This window comes from Hafnia paralvei (assembly GCF_020150375.1).
GTDB lineage: Bacteria > Pseudomonadota > Gammaproteobacteria > Enterobacterales > Enterobacteriaceae > Hafnia > Hafnia paralvei.
This window is the reverse complement of the sequence record NZ_CP083737.1, coordinates 3,055,680-3,072,457: the sequence shown is the minus strand read 5'-3', so window position 1 is coordinate 3,072,457 and position 16,778 is coordinate 3,055,680. Positions and strand designations below refer to the sequence as shown.

The 16,778-nt window shown below is 50.6% G+C and carries 16 protein-coding genes; 13 read left to right on the top strand and 3 right to left on the bottom strand.

The window, feature by feature from the left end; translation table 11 throughout:
* Positions 1-2 precede the first annotated feature (2 nt).
* The 11 genes from nuoE (at position 3) to K9N75_RS14375 (ending at position 12,758) form a co-directional block, all read left to right on the top strand.
* Complete coding sequence (gene nuoE, locus K9N75_RS14425; protein WP_004092610.1) at positions 3-503, top strand: NADH-quinone oxidoreductase subunit NuoE; 501 nt, start codon at positions 3-5, stop codon at positions 501-503.
* On the top strand, positions 500-1,861 hold the full coding sequence (gene nuoF / locus K9N75_RS14420; protein ID WP_004092607.1) for an NADH-quinone oxidoreductase subunit NuoF: 1,362 nt from the start codon (positions 500-502) through the stop codon (positions 1,859-1,861). Before nuoE ends, nuoF begins: the two co-directional genes overlap by 4 nt.
* A gap of 33 nt (positions 1,862-1,894) precedes the next feature.
* A complete protein-coding gene (gene nuoG / locus K9N75_RS14415) occupies positions 1,895-4,645 on the top strand; it encodes an NADH-quinone oxidoreductase subunit NuoG (protein ID WP_008814015.1) in 2,751 nt (916 codons plus the stop codon).
* Complete coding sequence (nuoH, locus tag K9N75_RS14410; protein ID WP_004092604.1) at positions 4,642-5,619, top strand: NADH-quinone oxidoreductase subunit NuoH; 978 nt, start codon at positions 4,642-4,644, stop codon at positions 5,617-5,619. The genes nuoG and nuoH overlap by 4 nt, the downstream gene beginning before the upstream one ends.
* Positions 5,620-5,633: 14 nt before the next feature.
* Complete coding sequence (gene nuoI / locus K9N75_RS14405) at positions 5,634-6,176, top strand: NADH-quinone oxidoreductase subunit NuoI (RefSeq protein WP_004092603.1); 543 nt, start codon at positions 5,634-5,636, stop codon at positions 6,174-6,176.
* Positions 6,177-6,186: 10 nt separating this feature from the next.
* Positions 6,187-6,765 carry an NADH-quinone oxidoreductase subunit J gene (gene nuoJ, locus K9N75_RS14400; protein ID WP_004092602.1) on the top strand — a complete coding sequence of 193 codons (579 nt, stop codon included), beginning with the start codon at positions 6,187-6,189 and terminating at the stop codon, positions 6,763-6,765.
* Positions 6,762-7,064, top strand: a complete 303-nt coding sequence (nuoK, locus tag K9N75_RS14395; RefSeq protein WP_004092601.1) for an NADH-quinone oxidoreductase subunit NuoK — start codon at positions 6,762-6,764, stop codon at positions 7,062-7,064. Before nuoJ ends, nuoK begins: the two co-directional genes overlap by 4 nt.
* Complete coding sequence (gene nuoL / locus K9N75_RS14390) at positions 7,061-8,908, top strand: NADH-quinone oxidoreductase subunit L (RefSeq protein WP_224451773.1); 1,848 nt, start codon at positions 7,061-7,063, stop codon at positions 8,906-8,908. Before nuoK ends, nuoL begins: the two co-directional genes overlap by 4 nt.
* 88 nt (positions 8,909-8,996) lie before the next feature.
* Positions 8,997-10,535: an NADH-quinone oxidoreductase subunit M gene (gene nuoM, locus K9N75_RS14385; RefSeq protein WP_004092599.1), complete on the top strand. Its 1,539-nt coding sequence runs from the start codon at positions 8,997-8,999 to the stop codon at positions 10,533-10,535.
* Positions 10,536-10,541: 6 nt separating this feature from the next.
* Positions 10,542-12,014 (top strand): NADH-quinone oxidoreductase subunit NuoN, encoded by a 1,473-nt coding sequence (gene nuoN / locus K9N75_RS14380; RefSeq protein ID WP_008814013.1) that lies wholly within the window; start codon positions 10,542-10,544, stop codon positions 12,012-12,014.
* Between the two features lie 189 nt (positions 12,015-12,203).
* Positions 12,204-12,758: a sugar O-acetyltransferase gene (locus K9N75_RS14375; RefSeq protein WP_224451772.1), complete on the top strand. Its 555-nt coding sequence runs from the start codon at positions 12,204-12,206 to the stop codon at positions 12,756-12,758.
* A gap of 76 nt (positions 12,759-12,834) precedes the next feature.
* Here K9N75_RS14375 and K9N75_RS14370 read toward each other — a convergent pair whose 3' ends face one another.
* The 3 genes from K9N75_RS14370 to K9N75_RS14360 are packed head-to-tail and all read right to left on the bottom strand — an operon-like array spanning position 12,835 to position 14,545.
* Positions 12,835-13,491 carry a DUF799 domain-containing protein gene (locus K9N75_RS14370; RefSeq protein WP_224451771.1) on the bottom strand — a complete coding sequence of 219 codons (657 nt, stop codon included), beginning with the start codon at positions 13,489-13,491 and terminating at the stop codon, positions 12,835-12,837.
* Positions 13,488-13,847 (bottom strand): DUF4810 domain-containing protein, encoded by a 360-nt coding sequence (locus K9N75_RS14365; protein WP_039185450.1) that lies wholly within the window; start codon positions 13,845-13,847, stop codon positions 13,488-13,490. Before K9N75_RS14365 ends, K9N75_RS14370 begins: the two co-directional genes overlap by 4 nt.
* Positions 13,848-13,873: 26 nt before the next feature.
* Complete coding sequence (locus tag K9N75_RS14360) at positions 13,874-14,545, bottom strand: CsgG/HfaB family protein (protein WP_008814009.1); 672 nt, start codon at positions 14,543-14,545, stop codon at positions 13,874-13,876.
* 398 nt (positions 14,546-14,943) lie between these two features.
* Between K9N75_RS14360 and K9N75_RS14355 the strand changes: the two genes are divergently transcribed.
* Both K9N75_RS14355 and K9N75_RS14350 read left to right on the top strand, forming a co-directional pair.
* Positions 14,944-15,363, top strand: a complete 420-nt coding sequence (locus K9N75_RS14355) for a MarR family winged helix-turn-helix transcriptional regulator (protein WP_004092586.1) — start codon at positions 14,944-14,946, stop codon at positions 15,361-15,363.
* Positions 15,364-15,405: 42 nt separating this feature from the next.
* Positions 15,406-16,755 carry an MATE family efflux transporter gene (locus K9N75_RS14350; protein ID WP_061059801.1) on the top strand — a complete coding sequence of 450 codons (1,350 nt, stop codon included), beginning with the start codon at positions 15,406-15,408 and terminating at the stop codon, positions 16,753-16,755.
* The last annotated feature ends 23 nt before the right edge of the window (positions 16,756-16,778 follow it).

The window sequence follows — 16,778 nt, the reverse complement described above, 5'->3', positions numbered from 1 at the left end:
TCATGTCAGATCAATCTTTAGCTAAAGAAGAGGTTTTCGTGCTCAGCGATAGCGCCCGTGAGGCCATCGAGCATGAAAAACATCACTATGAAGATCCGCGCGCCGCGTCGATTGAAGCACTGAAAATTGTGCAAAAAGAGCACGGCTGGGTCCCTGATGGTGCCATTTATGCCATTGCCGAGGTGTTGGATATTCCTGCCGCAGACGTCGAAGGGGTGGCCACGTTTTATAGCCAGATCTTCCGTCAGCCGGTTGGCCGCCACATTATTCGCTATTGCGACAGTGTGGTTTGCCATATCAACGGCTACCAAGGCATTCAGGCTGCGCTGGAACGTAAACTGAATATCAAGCCGGGTCAAACCACGTTTGATGGTCGCTTTACGCTGCTGCCAACGTGCTGTCTGGGTAACTGCGACAAGGGGCCGAATATGATGATCGATGAAGATACTCATGCTCACCTGACGCCGGAAAACGTCGTCGAATTGTTGGAGCAGTATAAATGACGATTCCTTCAGCTTTATTCCCAACCCGTTCAGCGGAAAGCCATCCGCTAACGTGGCGTTTACGCGATGACAAACAGCCGGTTTGGCTGGATGAGTATCGCAGTAAAAGTGGCTATCAGGGCGCTGAAAAAGCGCTCAAAGGCATGGCTCAGGATGAAGTCGTCAATCTGGTTAAAGACGCTGGCCTGAAAGGGCGCGGTGGTGCAGGCTTCTCAACAGGCTTGAAGTGGAGTCTGATGCCGAAAGACGAATCCATGAACATTCGTTACCTGCTGTGTAACGCCGATGAAATGGAGCCGGGCACCTACAAAGACCGTTTGCTGATGGAGCAGATGCCACACCTATTGGTGGAAGGTATGCTGATTGCGGCGTTCGCGTTGAAATCCTACCGTGGCTATATTTTCCTGCGTGGCGAATACGTAGAAGCTGCGGTTAACCTGCGTAAAGCGATCGAAGAAGCTAAAGCGGCAGGCCTGCTGGGTAAAAACATTTTAGGCTCGGGCTTTGATTTTGAGCTGTTTGTGCATACCGGCGCAGGGCGCTATATCTGCGGTGAAGAAACTGCGCTGATTAACTCACTGGAAGGGCGTCGTGCCAATCCTCGCTCCAAGCCACCATTCCCAGCCAGTTCTGGCGTATGGGGCAAGCCTACCTGTGTTAACAACGTTGAAACTTTGTGCAACGTACCCGCGATTATTGAGCACGGCGTCGACTGGTATAAAGGTCTCTCTGCCGGTAAGAGTGAAGATGCGGGCACCAAGCTGATGGGCTTCTCGGGGCGGGTGAAAAATCCAGGTCTATGGGAACTGCCATTCGGCACCACGGCGCGTGAAATTCTTGAGGATTACGCCGGTGGTATGCGCGATGGTTTAACGCTCAAAGCGTGGCAGCCAGGTGGGGCAGGAACTGACTTCCTGACCGGCGATCATCTCGATCTGCCGATGGACTTCGCCAGCATCGGCAAAGCAGGTAGCCGTTTGGGTACCGCGCTGGCAATGGCCGTTGATAATGAGATCGGCATGGTGCCGCTTGTGCGCAACTTAGAAGAATTCTTCGCTCGCGAGTCCTGTGGCTGGTGTACACCATGCCGTGATGGTTTGCCGTGGAGTGTAAAAATCCTGCGTGCACTTGAGCGTGGCGAAGGCCAGCCGGGAGATATCGAAACGTTAGAACAGCTGTGCCGCCATTTAGGCCCAGGCAAAACGTTCTGCGCACATGCGCCGGGGGCTGTTGAACCATTACAGAGCGCGATTAAATATTTCCGTGAAGAGTTCGAAGCAGGCATTGCCGCCAAAGACTACGGCAACTTGAATGCCATTAAGGGTATTCAGCCGAACTTGCTGAAATCGCGCTGGTAATTTAAAGGTTTTTCTTATTTTGGAAGCATGCTAATGGCTACAATTCATGTAGACGGCAAAGAGTATGAAGTTAACGGAGCGGATAACCTGTTACAGGCATGTCTTTCTCTGGGACTTGATATTCCTTACTTTTGCTGGCACCCGGCGCTGGGAAGCGTCGGTGCTTGCCGCCAGTGCGCGGTTAAGCAATACCAGAACGCGGAAGACACTCGCGGTCGTCTGGTAATGTCATGTATGACACCAGCGCAGGATGGAACTTTTATTTCTATCGATGATGCTGAAGCAAAAACGTTCCGTGAGAGCGTCGTTGAGTGGTTGATGACCAATCATCCACACGATTGCCCGGTATGTGAAGAAGGCGGCAACTGCCACCTGCAAGATATGACGGTAATGACGGGCCACAGTTTCCGCCGTTACCGCTTCACGAAGCGTACCCACAATAATCAGGAGTTAGGGCCGTTTATTTCTCACGAAATGAACCGCTGTATCGCCTGTTACCGCTGCGTGCGTTACTACAAAGATTACGCTGACGGCACCGATTTTGGCGTTTATGGTGCGCACGACAACGTCTACTTTGGCCGCCCAGAAAGCGGAACGCTGGAAAGTGAGTTTTCCGGTAACTTGGTAGAAGTGTGTCCAACGGGCGTATTTACTGACAAAACACACTCTGAGCGTTACAACCGTAAATGGGACATGCAGTTTGCTCCTAGCGTCTGCCAGCAGTGCAGCGTGGGATGTAACACCAGCCCAGGTGAACGCTACGGTGAAATTCGCCGTATTGAAAACCGCTATAACGGTACCGTAAACCATTATTTCCTCTGCGACCGTGGGCGTTTCGGCTATGGCTACGTCAACCTGAAAGATCGTCCTCGCCAGCCGCAACAGCGCCGTGGCAATGACTGGATCCACCTGAATGCCGAACAGGCGATGCAGGGGGCTGCAGATTTGCTGCGCCAGGCGAAGAAAACCATCGGTATCGGCTCTCCACGCGCAAGTCTCGAAAGCAACTATGCGCTGCGCGAACTCGTTGGTGCGGAAAACTTCTACAGCGGTATTGAGGCGGGTGAATTAAGCCGTTTGAATCTGATGCAGAAAATTCTGCGCGAAGGCGGCGTTTACACGCCAGCTCTGCGTGAAATGGAAAGCTATGATGCGGTGCTGATTCTGGGGGAAGACGTAACCCAGACAGCGGCACGTATCGCGCTGGCACTACGTCAGGCGGTGAAAGGCAAAGCGCGCGCGATGGCTGCGGCCCAGCGCGTAGCAGATTGGCAGATTGCTGCGATTCAAAACATTGGTCAGCGCGCGAAGTATCCACTGTTCATGACCAGCATTGATGACACTCGGTTGGATGACGTTGCTGCTCTGAACTATCGCGCACCGGTTGCCGATCAGGCTCGTCTAGGATTTGCGGTTGCACATGCGCTGGATAACTCGGCTCCTGCGGTTGATGGACTATCGGACGACGTGCGCAAGCAGGTTGACGTGATTGTTCAGGCTCTGGCCGGAGCGAAGAAGCCACTGATCGTAACAGGCAGCAACGCCGGTTATACTCCGTTGATTGAAGCCGCTGCGAACATTGCCAAGGCATTGAAAACACGCGATCTGGACGTTGGTATTACCTTTATTGCCTCCGAAGCGAACAGCATGGGCTTGGCGATGATGAATGCACCATCTATCGATGATGCATTGGCTGAGCTGGAGCAGGGGAGTGCGGATGCCGTCGTGGTATTGGAGAACGATCTCTACCGCCATGCGCCAGCTGCACGTGTCGATGCTGCGTTGGCCAAAGCACAAAGCGTGATCGTCGTCGATCATCAGCGCACTGCCATTATGGACAAAGCCGATCTGGTGTTGTCTGCAGCAAGTTTTGCTGAGAGCGACGGTACGCTGGTCAATCAGGAAGGCCGCGCTCAGCGCTTCTTCCAAGTTTATGATCCTGCCTACTACGACGATCCGAAGAAAAACACGCCGTCCATTATGCTGGAAAGCTGGCGCTGGTTGCATTCGCTGCATACCACCGTTGAAAGCCGTCAGATCGACTGGACGTTGCTGGATCATGTGATCGCGTCGTGTGTGAAAGCTTACCCACAGCTGCAAGGTATTGTGGATGCGGCACCGGATGCAACATTCCGAATTAAAGGTCAGAAACTGGCGCGTGAACCGCATCGCTACAGCGGTCGTACCGCTATGCGTGCCAACATCAGCGTGCATGAACCTCGCCAGCCACAGGACAAAGACACCGCGTTTGCGTTCTCGATGGAAGGCTACAGTGGTCCGTTAGAAGATCGCCAGCAGATCCCATTCGCATGGGCTCCAGGCTGGAACTCCCCTCAGGCATGGAACAAATTCCAAGCCGAAGTGGGTGGTCATTTGCGCCACGGCGATCCGGGTGTGCGTCTGATTGCTGCTGGTGAGGGTTCACTGGCGTACTTCGACGCGGTACCTGCCGCCTATCACAATGCGGGTTGGGTTGTTGCGCCTTATTATCATCTGTTTGGTAGTGACGAAATGACTCAGCGTTCTCCGGTCATTCAGACTCGTATGCCAGAGGCTTACGTGATGGTGAATCCAGCGGATGCCGCGCAGCTGGGCGTTAACAACGGTACGCTTCTGGAACTGACTTTTGCAGACCAGAAACTGACGTTACCAGCACGCTTAAGCGAAAACCTACAATCGGGTCAAATCGGTCTGCCTCTTGGTTTACCAGGGATCTCTCCGGTACTGAACGGAACCAAAGTTGACGCTATTCAGGAAACGAAAGTGCGGGAGGCAGCATTATGAGTTGGCTAACGCCAGAGGTGATCGACATCCTTCTCACAGTGTTAAAAGCCATTGTGATTTTGCTGGTGGTGGTTACCTGCGGGGCATTCATGAGCTTCGGCGAACGTCGTCTGCTCGGCCTGTTCCAGAATCGTTATGGACCAAACCGTGTTGGCTGGGGCGGTTCGCTCCAACTGGTTGCGGATATGGTCAAAATGTTCTTCAAAGAAGACTGGGTTCCGCGCTTCTCTGACCGTTTAATCTTTACCTTGGCACCGATGATTGCGTTTTCATCTCTGTTGCTGGCATTTGCGATTGTGCCTGTCAGCCCAACGTGGATGGGAGCGGATCTGAATATCGGTATCCTGTTCTTCCTGATGATGGCGGGTCTTGCGGTTTATGCCGTGCTGTTCGCCGGTTGGTCAAGTAACAACAAATACTCTTTGCTTGGGGCGATGCGTGCATCGGCACAAACCCTGAGCTACGAAGTGTTCCTTGGTCTTTCGGTGATGGGCGTTGTTGCACAGGCTGACTCCTTCAACATGCAGACGATTGTTGAATCACAGTCTCATTTGTGGAATGTCATCCCGCAGTTCTTTGGGTTCCTGACCTTCATCATCGCGGGTGTTGCGGTGTGTCACCGTCATCCTTTTGACCAACCAGAAGCCGAGCAGGAACTGGCTGATGGTTACCACATTGAATACTCCGGTATGAAATTCGGTCTGTTCTTTGTGGGGGAATATATCGGGATCGTCACCGTGTCAGCGCTGATTGTTACGCTGTTCTTCGGTGGTTGGCAGGGGCCATTCCTGCCGCCGGTTATCTGGTTTGCTATCAAGACGGCCTTCTTCATGGTGATGTTTATTCTGGTGCGTGCGTCATTGCCGCGTCCTCGCTATGACCAGGTGATGTCATTTGGCTGGAAAATTTGCCTGCCGCTGACGTTGTTGAACCTGTTGGCGACCGCCGCCGTGATTTTGTATAACGCTCAATAAGGGGTGAATGAACCATGACATTGAAAGAGTTAGTGGTTGGTTTCGGCACCCAAGTGCGCAGCCTGTGGATGATTGGCTTGCATGCGTTTGCTAAGCGCGAAACCCAAATGTATCCGGAAGAACCGGTTTATCTGCCACCTCGTTACCGTGGTCGTATCGTGTTAACGCGCGATCCAGACGGTGAAGAGCGTTGCGTTGCCTGTAACCTGTGTGCGGTAGCCTGTCCGGTTGGCTGTATTTCTTTGCAGAAAGCAGAAACTAAAGACGGTCGCTGGTATCCAGAGTTCTTCCGCATCAACTTCTCTCGTTGCATCTTCTGCGGTTTATGTGAAGAGGCTTGCCCAACGACGGCGATTCAGCTAACGCCGGATTTCGAACTGGGTGAGTTTAAGCGTCAGGATTTGGTGTATGAAAAAGAAGATCTGTTGATCTCGGGGCCGGGCAAATACCCAGAATATAACTTCTATCGTATGGCCGGTATGGCTATCGACGGCAAAGCCAAAGGCGAAGCCGAAAACGAAGCGAAGCCGATCGACGTCAAAGGTCTGCTACCTTAAGGAGCCAAGCATGGAATTTGCATTCTACATTGCAGCGCTGGTGGCCGTGGTGGCAACGATCCGAGTGATCTCGCACACCAATCCGGTTCACGCCTTGCTGTATCTCATCGTATCGCTGCTGGCTGTCGCTGCGGTGTTCTTCTCGCTGGGCGCTTATTTCGCCGGGGCGTTGGAGATCATCGTTTACGCCGGTGCGATTATGGTTCTGTTCGTGTTCGTTGTGATGATGCTCAACCTGGGAAATTCTGTGGTTGAGCAAGAGCGCGCATGGCTGAAACCTTCGCTGTGGATTGGGCCAAGCTTGCTGTCTCTCATCCTGCTAGCGGTGCTGGTCTACGCCATTATGAGCGTGAACGATCAGGGTATCAGCGGCGACATGATTGACGCGAAAGCGGTCGGTATCGCGCTGTTTGGTCCTTATGTTCTGGCTGTTGAACTGGTGTCTATGCTGCTGCTAGCCGGTCTGGTGGTGGCGTTCCACATCGGGCGTGAGCATAAGCAGGGCGAAGTCTTTAGCAAAACACCAGAGACAGAAGCCAATAAAGCCAAGGCAATGGCGGTTAAAAACAAGGCGGAGGAGCGAGCATGATCCCGTTACAACACGGTTTAATTCTGGCGGCCATCCTGTTTGTTCTCGGGCTGACCGGCCTATTAATCCGACGCAATTTGCTGTTTATGCTGATTAGCTTGGAAATCATGATCAACGCGGCTGCTTTGGCATTCGTGGTGGCGGGGAGCTATTGGGGACAGGCAGACGGTCAGGTGATGTATATTCTGGCTATCAGCTTAGCGGCTGCGGAAGCGAGCATCGGCTTGGCGCTGTTGCTGCAATTGCATCGCCGTCGCAACACCCTGAATATCGATACTGTCAGTGAGATGCGCGGATGAACCTACTCTACTTAACAATATTGCTGCCGTTAATCGGGTTCTTGCTGCTGGCATTTTCCCGTGGTCGCTGGTCAGAAAGTACGTCGGCTATCATCGGCGTTGGCTCTATCGGTCTGGCTGCTCTAGTAACGGCTTATGTTGGCTTTGATTTCTTAAGCCAAAGAGCGGATGGCGTGCAGGTGTTTAACCAGCACCTGTGGAACTGGATGGCCGTGGGTGATTTTGGTATTCCAATCACTCTTACGCTTGATGGCCTGTCGTTAACCATGCTCTCCGTGGTCACCGGCGTGGGCTTCTTCATTCATATGTTTGCCTCTTGGTATATGCGTGGTGAAGAGGGGTATTCCCGCTTCTTCGCGTACACCAACCTGTTTATCGCTAGCATGGTAGTTCTGGTACTGGCGGATAACCTGCTGCTGATGTATCTCGGCTGGGAAGGGGTAGGGCTGTGCAGTTATCTGTTGATCGGTTTCTACTACACCAATCCAGCTAACGGCGCTGCGGCGATGAAGGCGTTCATTGTGACTCGTGTGGGTGACGTGTTCTTAGCCATTGGCCTGTTCATTCTTTATAACGAACTGGGCACCCTGAACATCCGTGAACTGATGATTCTGGCACCGCAGAAATTGGAAGTCGGCTCCGCCGCCATTACTTGGGCAACGCTGATGCTGCTGGGTGGTGCTGTGGGTAAATCTGCACAGCTGCCGCTGCAAACGTGGTTGGCAGATGCGATGGCGGGTCCAACTCCGGTATCTGCACTGATCCACGCCGCGACCATGGTTACCGCGGGTGTTTACCTGATTGCACGTACTCATGGCTTGTTCCTGATGGCGCCAGAAATACTGCATCTGGTGGGCATTGTTGGTGCTGTTACGCTGGTGCTGGCTGGCTTTGCTGCGCTGGTGCAAACCGACATCAAACGTGTGCTGGCTTATTCAACGATGAGTCAGATTGGCTACATGTTCTTGGCGCTTGGCGTTCAGGCATGGGACGCGGCAATTTTCCATTTGATGACGCATGCGTTCTTCAAAGCGCTGCTGTTCCTCTCTTCTGGCTCGGTCATTTTGGCCTGCCATCACGAGCAGAACATCTTCAAAATGGGTGGGTTGCGTAAATCGCTGCCGCTGGTTTACATCTGCTTCTTGGTGGGTGGCGCTGCGCTGTCAGCGTTGCCAATCGTCACCGCAGGTTTCTACAGTAAAGATGAGATCCTGTGGGGCGCATTGGCTTCTGGTCACATCAACCTGATGACTGCGGGTCTGGTTGGGGCGTTCCTGACGTCGCTGTATACCTTCCGTATGATTTTCATTGTGTTCCATGGCGAAGCACACACCAAAGCCCATGCCGGTAAAGGCATTGCGCACAGCCTACCGCTGATCGTGCTGCTGGTTCTGTCTACGTTCATCGGTGCGTTGATTACACCACCGTTGGCGGGCGTGCTGCCAGAAAGCCATAGCGGTGAAGCAGGTAAGATGACCTTAGAAATTATCTCCGGCGTTGTCGCGATCGTTGGCATCTTGTTGGCTGCTGTCTTGTACCTGGGTAAACGCCAGTTTGTGAACAGCGTGGCGCAAAGTGCGCCAGGTCGCTTCTTCTCAACGTGGTGGTTCCATGCGTGGGGCTTCGATTGGCTATACAACATGATCTTTGTTAAGCCGTTTAAAGCCGTTGCTTACCTGTTACAGCGTGATCCGCTAAACAGCCTGATGAACCTGTTCGCTGTCTTTGCGCGTTGGGGGAATCGTGGTCTGGCGGTGAGCGAGAACGGTCAGTTGCGCTGGTATATGGCATCTATGGGTGTGGGCGCAGTGGTCGTATTGGCTCTGTTGTTATTGGTCAAATGAATAGAGTTTAAAACCTGAAGAGTAGGGGCAGTTGGCCCCTACTAATAACAAGTTTTACATTATTCAATTTTAAGGGACACAAAGCGCCATGTTATTACCTTGGCTAATTCTTATCCCGTTTATCGGTGGCTTCTTAAGCTGGCAGAGCGAGCGCTTCGGCACCAAAGCTCCACGCTGGATTGCACTGATAGCAATGGGTCTGACGTTAGTGTTGTCTCTGCAACTCTGGTTGCAGGGCGGCTATTCTCTGACTCAGGCAGCGGGTATTCCGCAGTGGCAGTCGGAGTTCTCCATACCGTGGATCCCTCGTTTCGGTATTGAATTCCATCTTGCATTAGACGGCTTATCACTGCTGATGGTCGTGTTGACCGGCTTGCTGGGTGTGCTAGCGATTCTCTGTTCTTGGAACGAGATCCAGAAGTATCAGGGCTTTTTCCACCTGAATCTGTTGTGGATTCTGGGCGGCGTTATCGGTGTGTTCTTGGCCATCGACCTGTTCCTGTTCTTCTTCTTCTGGGAAATGATGCTGGTGCCGATGTACTTCTTGATCGCTCTTTGGGGTCATAAAGCATCAGACGGCAAAACTCGTATCAGTGCGGCAACCAAGTTCTTCATCTATACCCAGTCCAGCGGTCTGATCATGCTAATCGCGATTTTGGGTCTGGTGTTCGTTCACTACAACGCAACCGGCGTGTGGACATTCAACTATGAAGAACTGCTGAATACGCCGATGAGCCATAACGTTCAGTATCTGCTGATGTTGGGCTTCTTCATTGCTTTTGCAGTGAAAATGCCGGTAGTTCCATTACACGGCTGGTTACCCGATGCACATAGTCAGGCACCAACCGCAGGTTCTGTTGACCTAGCGGGTATCTTGCTGAAAACCGCAGCCTATGGTCTGCTACGTTTCAGTTTGCCTCTGTTCCCTGAAGCTTCTCATGAGTTTGCACCGATCGCCATGTGGCTGGGTGTGATTGGTATCTTCTACGGCGCATGGATGGCATTTGCGCAGACCGATATTAAGCGTCTGATCGCATATACCTCTGTTTCTCATATGGGCTTTGTGCTGATCGCGATTTATTCTGGTAACCAACTGGCTTATCAGGGGGCAGTGATTCAGATGATTGCACACGGCTTGTCCGCTGCCGGTATGTTCATCATCTGTGGTCAGCTGTATGAACGTCTGCACACGCGTGATATGCGTCTGATGGGCGGCCTGTGGGGGCGGATTAAATATCTGCCAGCGCTGTCGTTGTTCTTCGCCGTAGCGACGTTGGGTATGCCAGGTACTGGTAACTTTGTCGGTGAGTTCATGATCTTGTTCGGCAGCTTCCAAGTGGTGCCGGTTATCACGATTATCTCAACCTTCGGTCTGGTGTTTGCCTCTGTTTATTCGTTAATCATGATGCAGCGCGCCTACTACGGAGCTCCAAAATCTGACAAACCATTGCCGGGCATGAGTGCGCGTGAGCTGTCAATTATTCTGCTGCTGGTGGTTCTGCTGGTTGCGCTGGGTCTTTATCCTCAGCCTATTCTGGATACGTCCAGCGCAGCAATGACGAACGTGCAGCACTGGTTTAGCTCTGCTTCAACTTTGCAGTCATTATCTACAACAACAAGGCCGTAATTCGCCATGACAATAACTCCTCAACATCTGATCGCACTGTTACCGCTGTTGATCGTCGGATTGACGGTGGTGGTTGTGATGCTGTGCATTGCGTGGCGACGCAACCACTTCGTCAACGCAACGGTGACAGTGATCGGTTTGAACCTAGCGCTGCTTTCGCTCTATTTTGTGGGGCAGCTTCTTTCTGCAACGGACGGCTCGTTAAGCGTAACTCCGCTATTCCGCATTGATAGCTTCTCCATGCTTTATATTGGGCTGGTGTTGCTGTCGAGCCTTGCGACTAGCACTTTTGCTTATCCGTGGCTGCAAGGCTATCCCGATAACCGCGATGAGTTCTACCTGCTGGTTCTGATCGCGACGCTGGGTGGCATTGTGCTGGCCTGTGCAAACCATTTGGCTGCGCTTTTCATTGGTATTGAGCTTATCTCTCTGCCACTGTTTGGCCTGATCGGTTATGCCTACCGCCAGAAACGCTCGCTGGAAGCAGCTATCAAGTACACCATTCTGTCAGCAGCGGCTTCGTCCTTCCTGCTGTTTGGTATGGCGCTGCTCTACGCTGAGTCTGGTGACCTGTCGTTTGTTGGTTTAGGTAAGAGCATGAGCGATAGCATGCTACATGAGCCGCTACTGCTGGCGGGCTTGGGCTTAATGCTGGTTGGCTTCGGTTTCAAACTGTCTCTGGTTCCGTTCCAGTTGTGGACGCCTGACGTCTATCAGGGGGCGCCTGCGCCGGTTTCAACCTTCCTCGCTACGGCCAGCAAGATTGCGATCTTTGCGGTTCTGATGCGTCTGTTTATGTATGCTCCTGTCACCAACAGCGAAACCGTTCGTTTGGTTCTGGGTATTATTGCGTTCTGCTCAATCCTGTTTGGTAACCTGATGGCGATCACTCAGAGCAACATCAAGCGTCTGCTGGGTTACTCTTCGGTGTCACATTTGGGTTATCTGCTGGTCGCGCTGATAGCGGTGCAAAGCCAACAGATCTCCGCGGAAGCGGTAGGTGTTTATCTGGCAGGTTATCTGTTCGCCAGTTTGGCCTCCTTCGGCGTAGTGAGCCTGATGTCTAGCCCTTACAGCGGCCCTGATGCAGAGTCACTGTTCTCATACCGTGGTCTGTTCTGGCACAAGCCGATTCTTTCTGCCGTCATGACGGTTTCTATGTTGTCATTGGCAGGCATTCCAATGACGCTGGGCTTTATCGGTAAGTTCTACATCATCTCCGTGGGTGTGAGTGCGCACCTGTGGTGGTTGACCGGTGCCGTTGTCGTGGGGAGTGCGATTGGTTTGTACTACTACCTGCGCGTGGCTGTCAGTATGTATCTGCATGCACCTGAGACATTGGTACGTGATACGCCAAATAACTGGGCACTGACTGCCGGTGGCGTTGTCGTTCTGATTTCTGGGATCTTAGTGGTTCTGCTGGGTATCTTCCCGCAGCCGTTGATTTCTCTGGTGCAGATGGCACAGCCGATTTTGTAATAGTCTTTCCTGAGCGTTAATCTCAGGTAAATGAAGCCCCTGTTCGCGCAAGCAGCAGGGGCTTTTTGTCTTTTTGATATCCATCATCTAACCGTATCTGTTAGCTAAATAGTGCATATTTGCGTCAGATGCGTCCCTGTTATAAACCCTGCGGCATGCTAGTTTGACGTTTTCTACAGAGAGACTGATATGCGCGCGTTTGAACTAATGACTTCGGGGAAAGAGTATTTTATTAACGATGATGAACTGCGTGAAATTCGCTACGTGACGCGTGACCGCGTGGACGCTTTCAATGCACTAAGTGCCCGTAACGTTATGGAGAAAAATCGTCTCATTACTGACATTTTTGCTCAGGTGGGAGAGAACGTTCACATCGAAAAGGGGCTGCGGGTTGATTACGGTTGTAACACTTATTTTGGCTCCAATGTCTTTATCAACTTCAACTTTGTCATCCTTGATTGTGCGAGGGTGACTATTGGCGACAATGTTTTTATTGGTCCTGATGTTCAACTTTATACCGCTCAACATCCGCTGGCGATAGACTCGCGTAATGCGCATATCGGCAGTGCACAGCCGGTGACTATTGGCAGTAATGTGTGGATTGGCGGCGGTTGTATTATTTTGCCAGGAGTGACTATTGGTGACGGCGTTACCGTGGGGGCAGGGAGCGTGATAACGCGTTCGATTGAGGATAATGTGGTGGCGTGCGGTAACCCTTGTCGTGTACATAAAGTACTGAGCTAACGCTTTGTGCTTAAAGAGATATTGACACAAAAAAGCCCCGCAGTGCGAGGCTTGATAAGATTATGGTGTAGAAACGTTACTGTGCGTCTTTGCCATATTGAGGCGAACGTGGCCCATAGAGAATGCCATTAGGCGCTCCCGCAGATAGCAAACGGACGCTGGTGATACCGGCAATATCGTGGCTCTTATCGTTCAGCGTATTGCTAACCTGATTGATCATGGCTGTGACAACCATGCCGAGAAGTCCGCCGGAGTTATCGTCATTCTCGGTGCTAGATGCCGTAGCAGAGCCGCTCCACAGTGTTTTCCCATCGCGTAGATCCACCAGTTTCGCCGTGGCTGAGACGCGGGTATCACTGGAAATCACTTGGTAAGACGTGCCATATTGAGTCACCGTCAGATACAAAACAGCATCCGCACCAAAGATTTGGCGCAGCTTGGCAGGACTTGCCGCGTTGATATCTCCAGCATTGGTCATGCCATTTTGCTTGAAGGTTTCCTCCACCACGGCAACAGGGAAGACGTAGTATCCAGCCTCAGCCAAAGGGAAAGTGACCTGAGACAGAAGACCGTGGCTAGCCGTTATATCAGGAGACTGATTTTGTGGCAGCAACACCAAAATGCTTTTCGGTTTGCTTTGCTTAAATGCCGAATAGTCATGTTTAACAGGGGACACACAGCCGGTCAGGAGCAACGCGCTAATCAAACCGCATAGAGCGAGAAGATATTTCATTTCATCGCTCCTTTATTCTTGCGGGTCAGAAAGTCCATAAACGTTGCTGATTCTGGATACTGCGCTTTCTCTGCTTCAAACTCCGCCATCGCCAAATCCATCTGTCCGGTATTGCTATAAAGCATGCCTAAGTGAGCATGTAATCCGGGAGGAACCGGCAAACCTTTCGAGCGAGATTTTTCGATGCTCGCCTTTAGCGTCGCAATCTGTTGTTCAGGGCCGGTTTCTCCTAACTGGTAATATTGATAAATCGTGGACTGATAATTATCCCAGTTATAGAGTGGCTTTGGTGCCGTGGCACAGCCTGCCAAAAGGGCTACGGCTAGCAGTAACCCCGAATGTCTAACAAACTTCATAAAATAGTTATCCGTATATTTTATAATTATTGAGCTGGCTGCCATGCCCCGTTTTGGATACCTGTGACCAGATTGTTGACGGCTTCACGGATAGCCAGATCCAATACTTTACCATTCAGCGTTGAGTCGTAACTTGCGGTGCCGCCAAAGCCAATAATTTCACGATTAGATAACTCATATTCACCAGCACCTTGAGATGAGAAGACCACTTCAGAGGTTTGAACATTGACCACGTTCAAGTTAACTTTTGCATAAGCTACCTGAGATTTTCCGCGACCCAGAATACCGAAAAGCTGGTGGTCACCTGTCTCTTTACGGCCAAATTCGGTAACGTCACCGGTAATGACGTAGGTCGCACCTTTTAACGTTTGGGTTTGGCCTTTAATACCGGCTTCTTCTTTCAGTTCAGCCATATTGGTGCGGTCTAAAACGTTAAAACGACCTGTTTGCTGCAGATGAGTGACAAGAATAGTTTTAGACTGGTTACCTAGGCGATCAACGCCATCCGAGAAAATCCCGTTCATATAGCTAGAACGGTTATCAAATTTTCCGACAGAAATAGGGCTGCGAGGACCGTTATATTGGGTTCCATAAGAAGCTACTTTGGCCACTTCTAAAGAACGAGAAGACTCTGAAGCACAGCCACTAAGAAAAGTTGCCAGAGACAGCGTTGTTGCAATAAGAATTTTCTTCATCATAAGTCTATTTTTCACCAGAGTTGAGTTTTGTGTCATGTAATAACGGCAAAGAAAGAAATATTTGCTTGCAAGCGCAAACTGATAAGCCTGCAAATGATATTTTTATATTTAATTCTTTAAAAATTAGCCGCTAAAGATAACAGCTTTTATTTATGATTAAAAATTAGGATGGGTAACTATTAGTCACTTGAAGGAAAATAAAACGTTTATTTTAAATATTCCGATATGTTATCTGAATTACAGAATATGTGATTGTTATAAAGAAAATCTCAGAACATTAATGGGAGTAGTTCTCAACAACTGGACGGTAAGGTTGACTCTGATTGTCGATTTGCATTTAGTATGTTAGCCTAACTAAATAGAAACTAGTGTGGCAACCCTCTCTGCGGATTCCCCAAATGATTAACGATCTAAAGAAACTTCAGTGGCACCTCTGGTTTTGTTGGCGTGAGGTTTCACGTCAAAGCGGCAGTATGGAGCTCACCAACAGTGAGTTTGATTATCTTTATGCTTTGTTGGAGCACCCGCAGGGTGTGCGGCTAACCGAGCTAGCTGAGTGCATGAAAGTGAGTAAGGCATCAGCTAGCGCAATGGTGAGTAAGCTAGAAAGCCGAGGATATATCCAACGCGTGCCTTGCTCAGACGACGGAAGAGCGACGTTATTGCAGGTGACGAAGAAAGGGACTGCGTTAGAAAAAGAAGAGATGGATATCTATGCAGAAACAGCTCAGAAAATGGCGAGCGCACTGACGCCTGAAGAGCGGCAACAATTTGAGTTATTACTGCATAAAGCCTGTCACGGCTTGAATACCGATTAAGTTTTCATTGAACAGTGTAAAAAGAGCTATTTAGGACGCGTTATGTTGCACCAAAGTATTACCCGAACATTCTGGCATTATAGTATTCCGGCCATTGCTGCACTGTTAATCAGTGGGCTGTACCAGATTGTGGATGGTGCATTTATCGGTCACGCGATGGGGGCCGAAGGTTTATCGGCGATCAATATGGCATGGCCGCTGTCTGGTGTATTACTTGCGGTTGGGATGATGATCGGAATGGGCAGCGGCGCACGCTGTTCGCTCGCGCAGGGTGAAGAGAAAATAGATAAAGCTCGCCGCATCTTAATGCAGGTTTTTTGGTTGCTCATTGCTCTCGGTATTGGCGTGGGGAGCTGTGTTGCTTATATGGCTCCGCTCTTTATGCGGATGCAGGATGCCTCGGGTATTATTGAAAATTACGGTATCGATTATCTCACGATTGTCGGAATATCGGGACCGATAGTGCTCGGCAGTATTGCGATGCCGCTGCTAGTGCGTAATTTAGGCGCACCTCGCTTGGCAACTTTTGCCATGCTAGTTGGGGCGTTAATGAATGTCTTGTTGGACTATATTTTCATTATTCGCCTCGGGTGGGGATTAAAAGGCGCAGCAGTGGCGACGATCACCAGCGAAAGTTTGGCTGTACTGATCTGTATTGGTTTTATCTTCAGTCGATATAATAAATTGCGGCCTCAACGCTCGCATATTGCTTTTAATTTACGCCTAAGCTTAGCGTCTTTGACCACCGGTTTTTCCAGCATGCTGATGTATCTCTACCTCAGCGTCGTTGTGATGTTACACAATCTGCTCTTCATGAAATATGGCGGGCCGGTTGAAGTGGCAGCTTATGGTATTGCCAGTTATTTGATTGGTTTCTATTATCTCTTGGCTGAAGGCGTATGTGGTGGAATGCAACCACTCGTCAGCTATTATCATGGCGCGAGACAGCCAGAAAAAGTACGTAAAGTGCTCAGTTTAGGGCTAATGACCGCGGTAGGTGGGGGGATCATACTCGCACTGGCCATTTTTATTCTGCCATCGTTATTTGCCAGCATATTTATTTCTGGCGACAACGTATTACGGTCGGCGACGATTCATGGTCTGCGTCTTCACCTATTTGTGATGTTTCTTGATGGCTTTATTGTGCTGGCGGCGACATTCTTTCAGGCATTGGGACACGCTCGTTACGCTACCTTTATTACGCTCAGCAATATGCTGATCTTATTTCCGTTCTTGGCTTTATTTCCGTGGATATTCGGCCTTAACGGTGTGTGGTTGGCCATGCCGTTGTCAAATATTTGCTTATCGGTTGTGGTGATTTTAATGCTTAAGCGTCAGCTACGCCGTTTAGGTATTAACCTTTCCGCGAAACAGAAACCTTTAGCCAGCTAAATGAATGAGATATTGAAATCCAG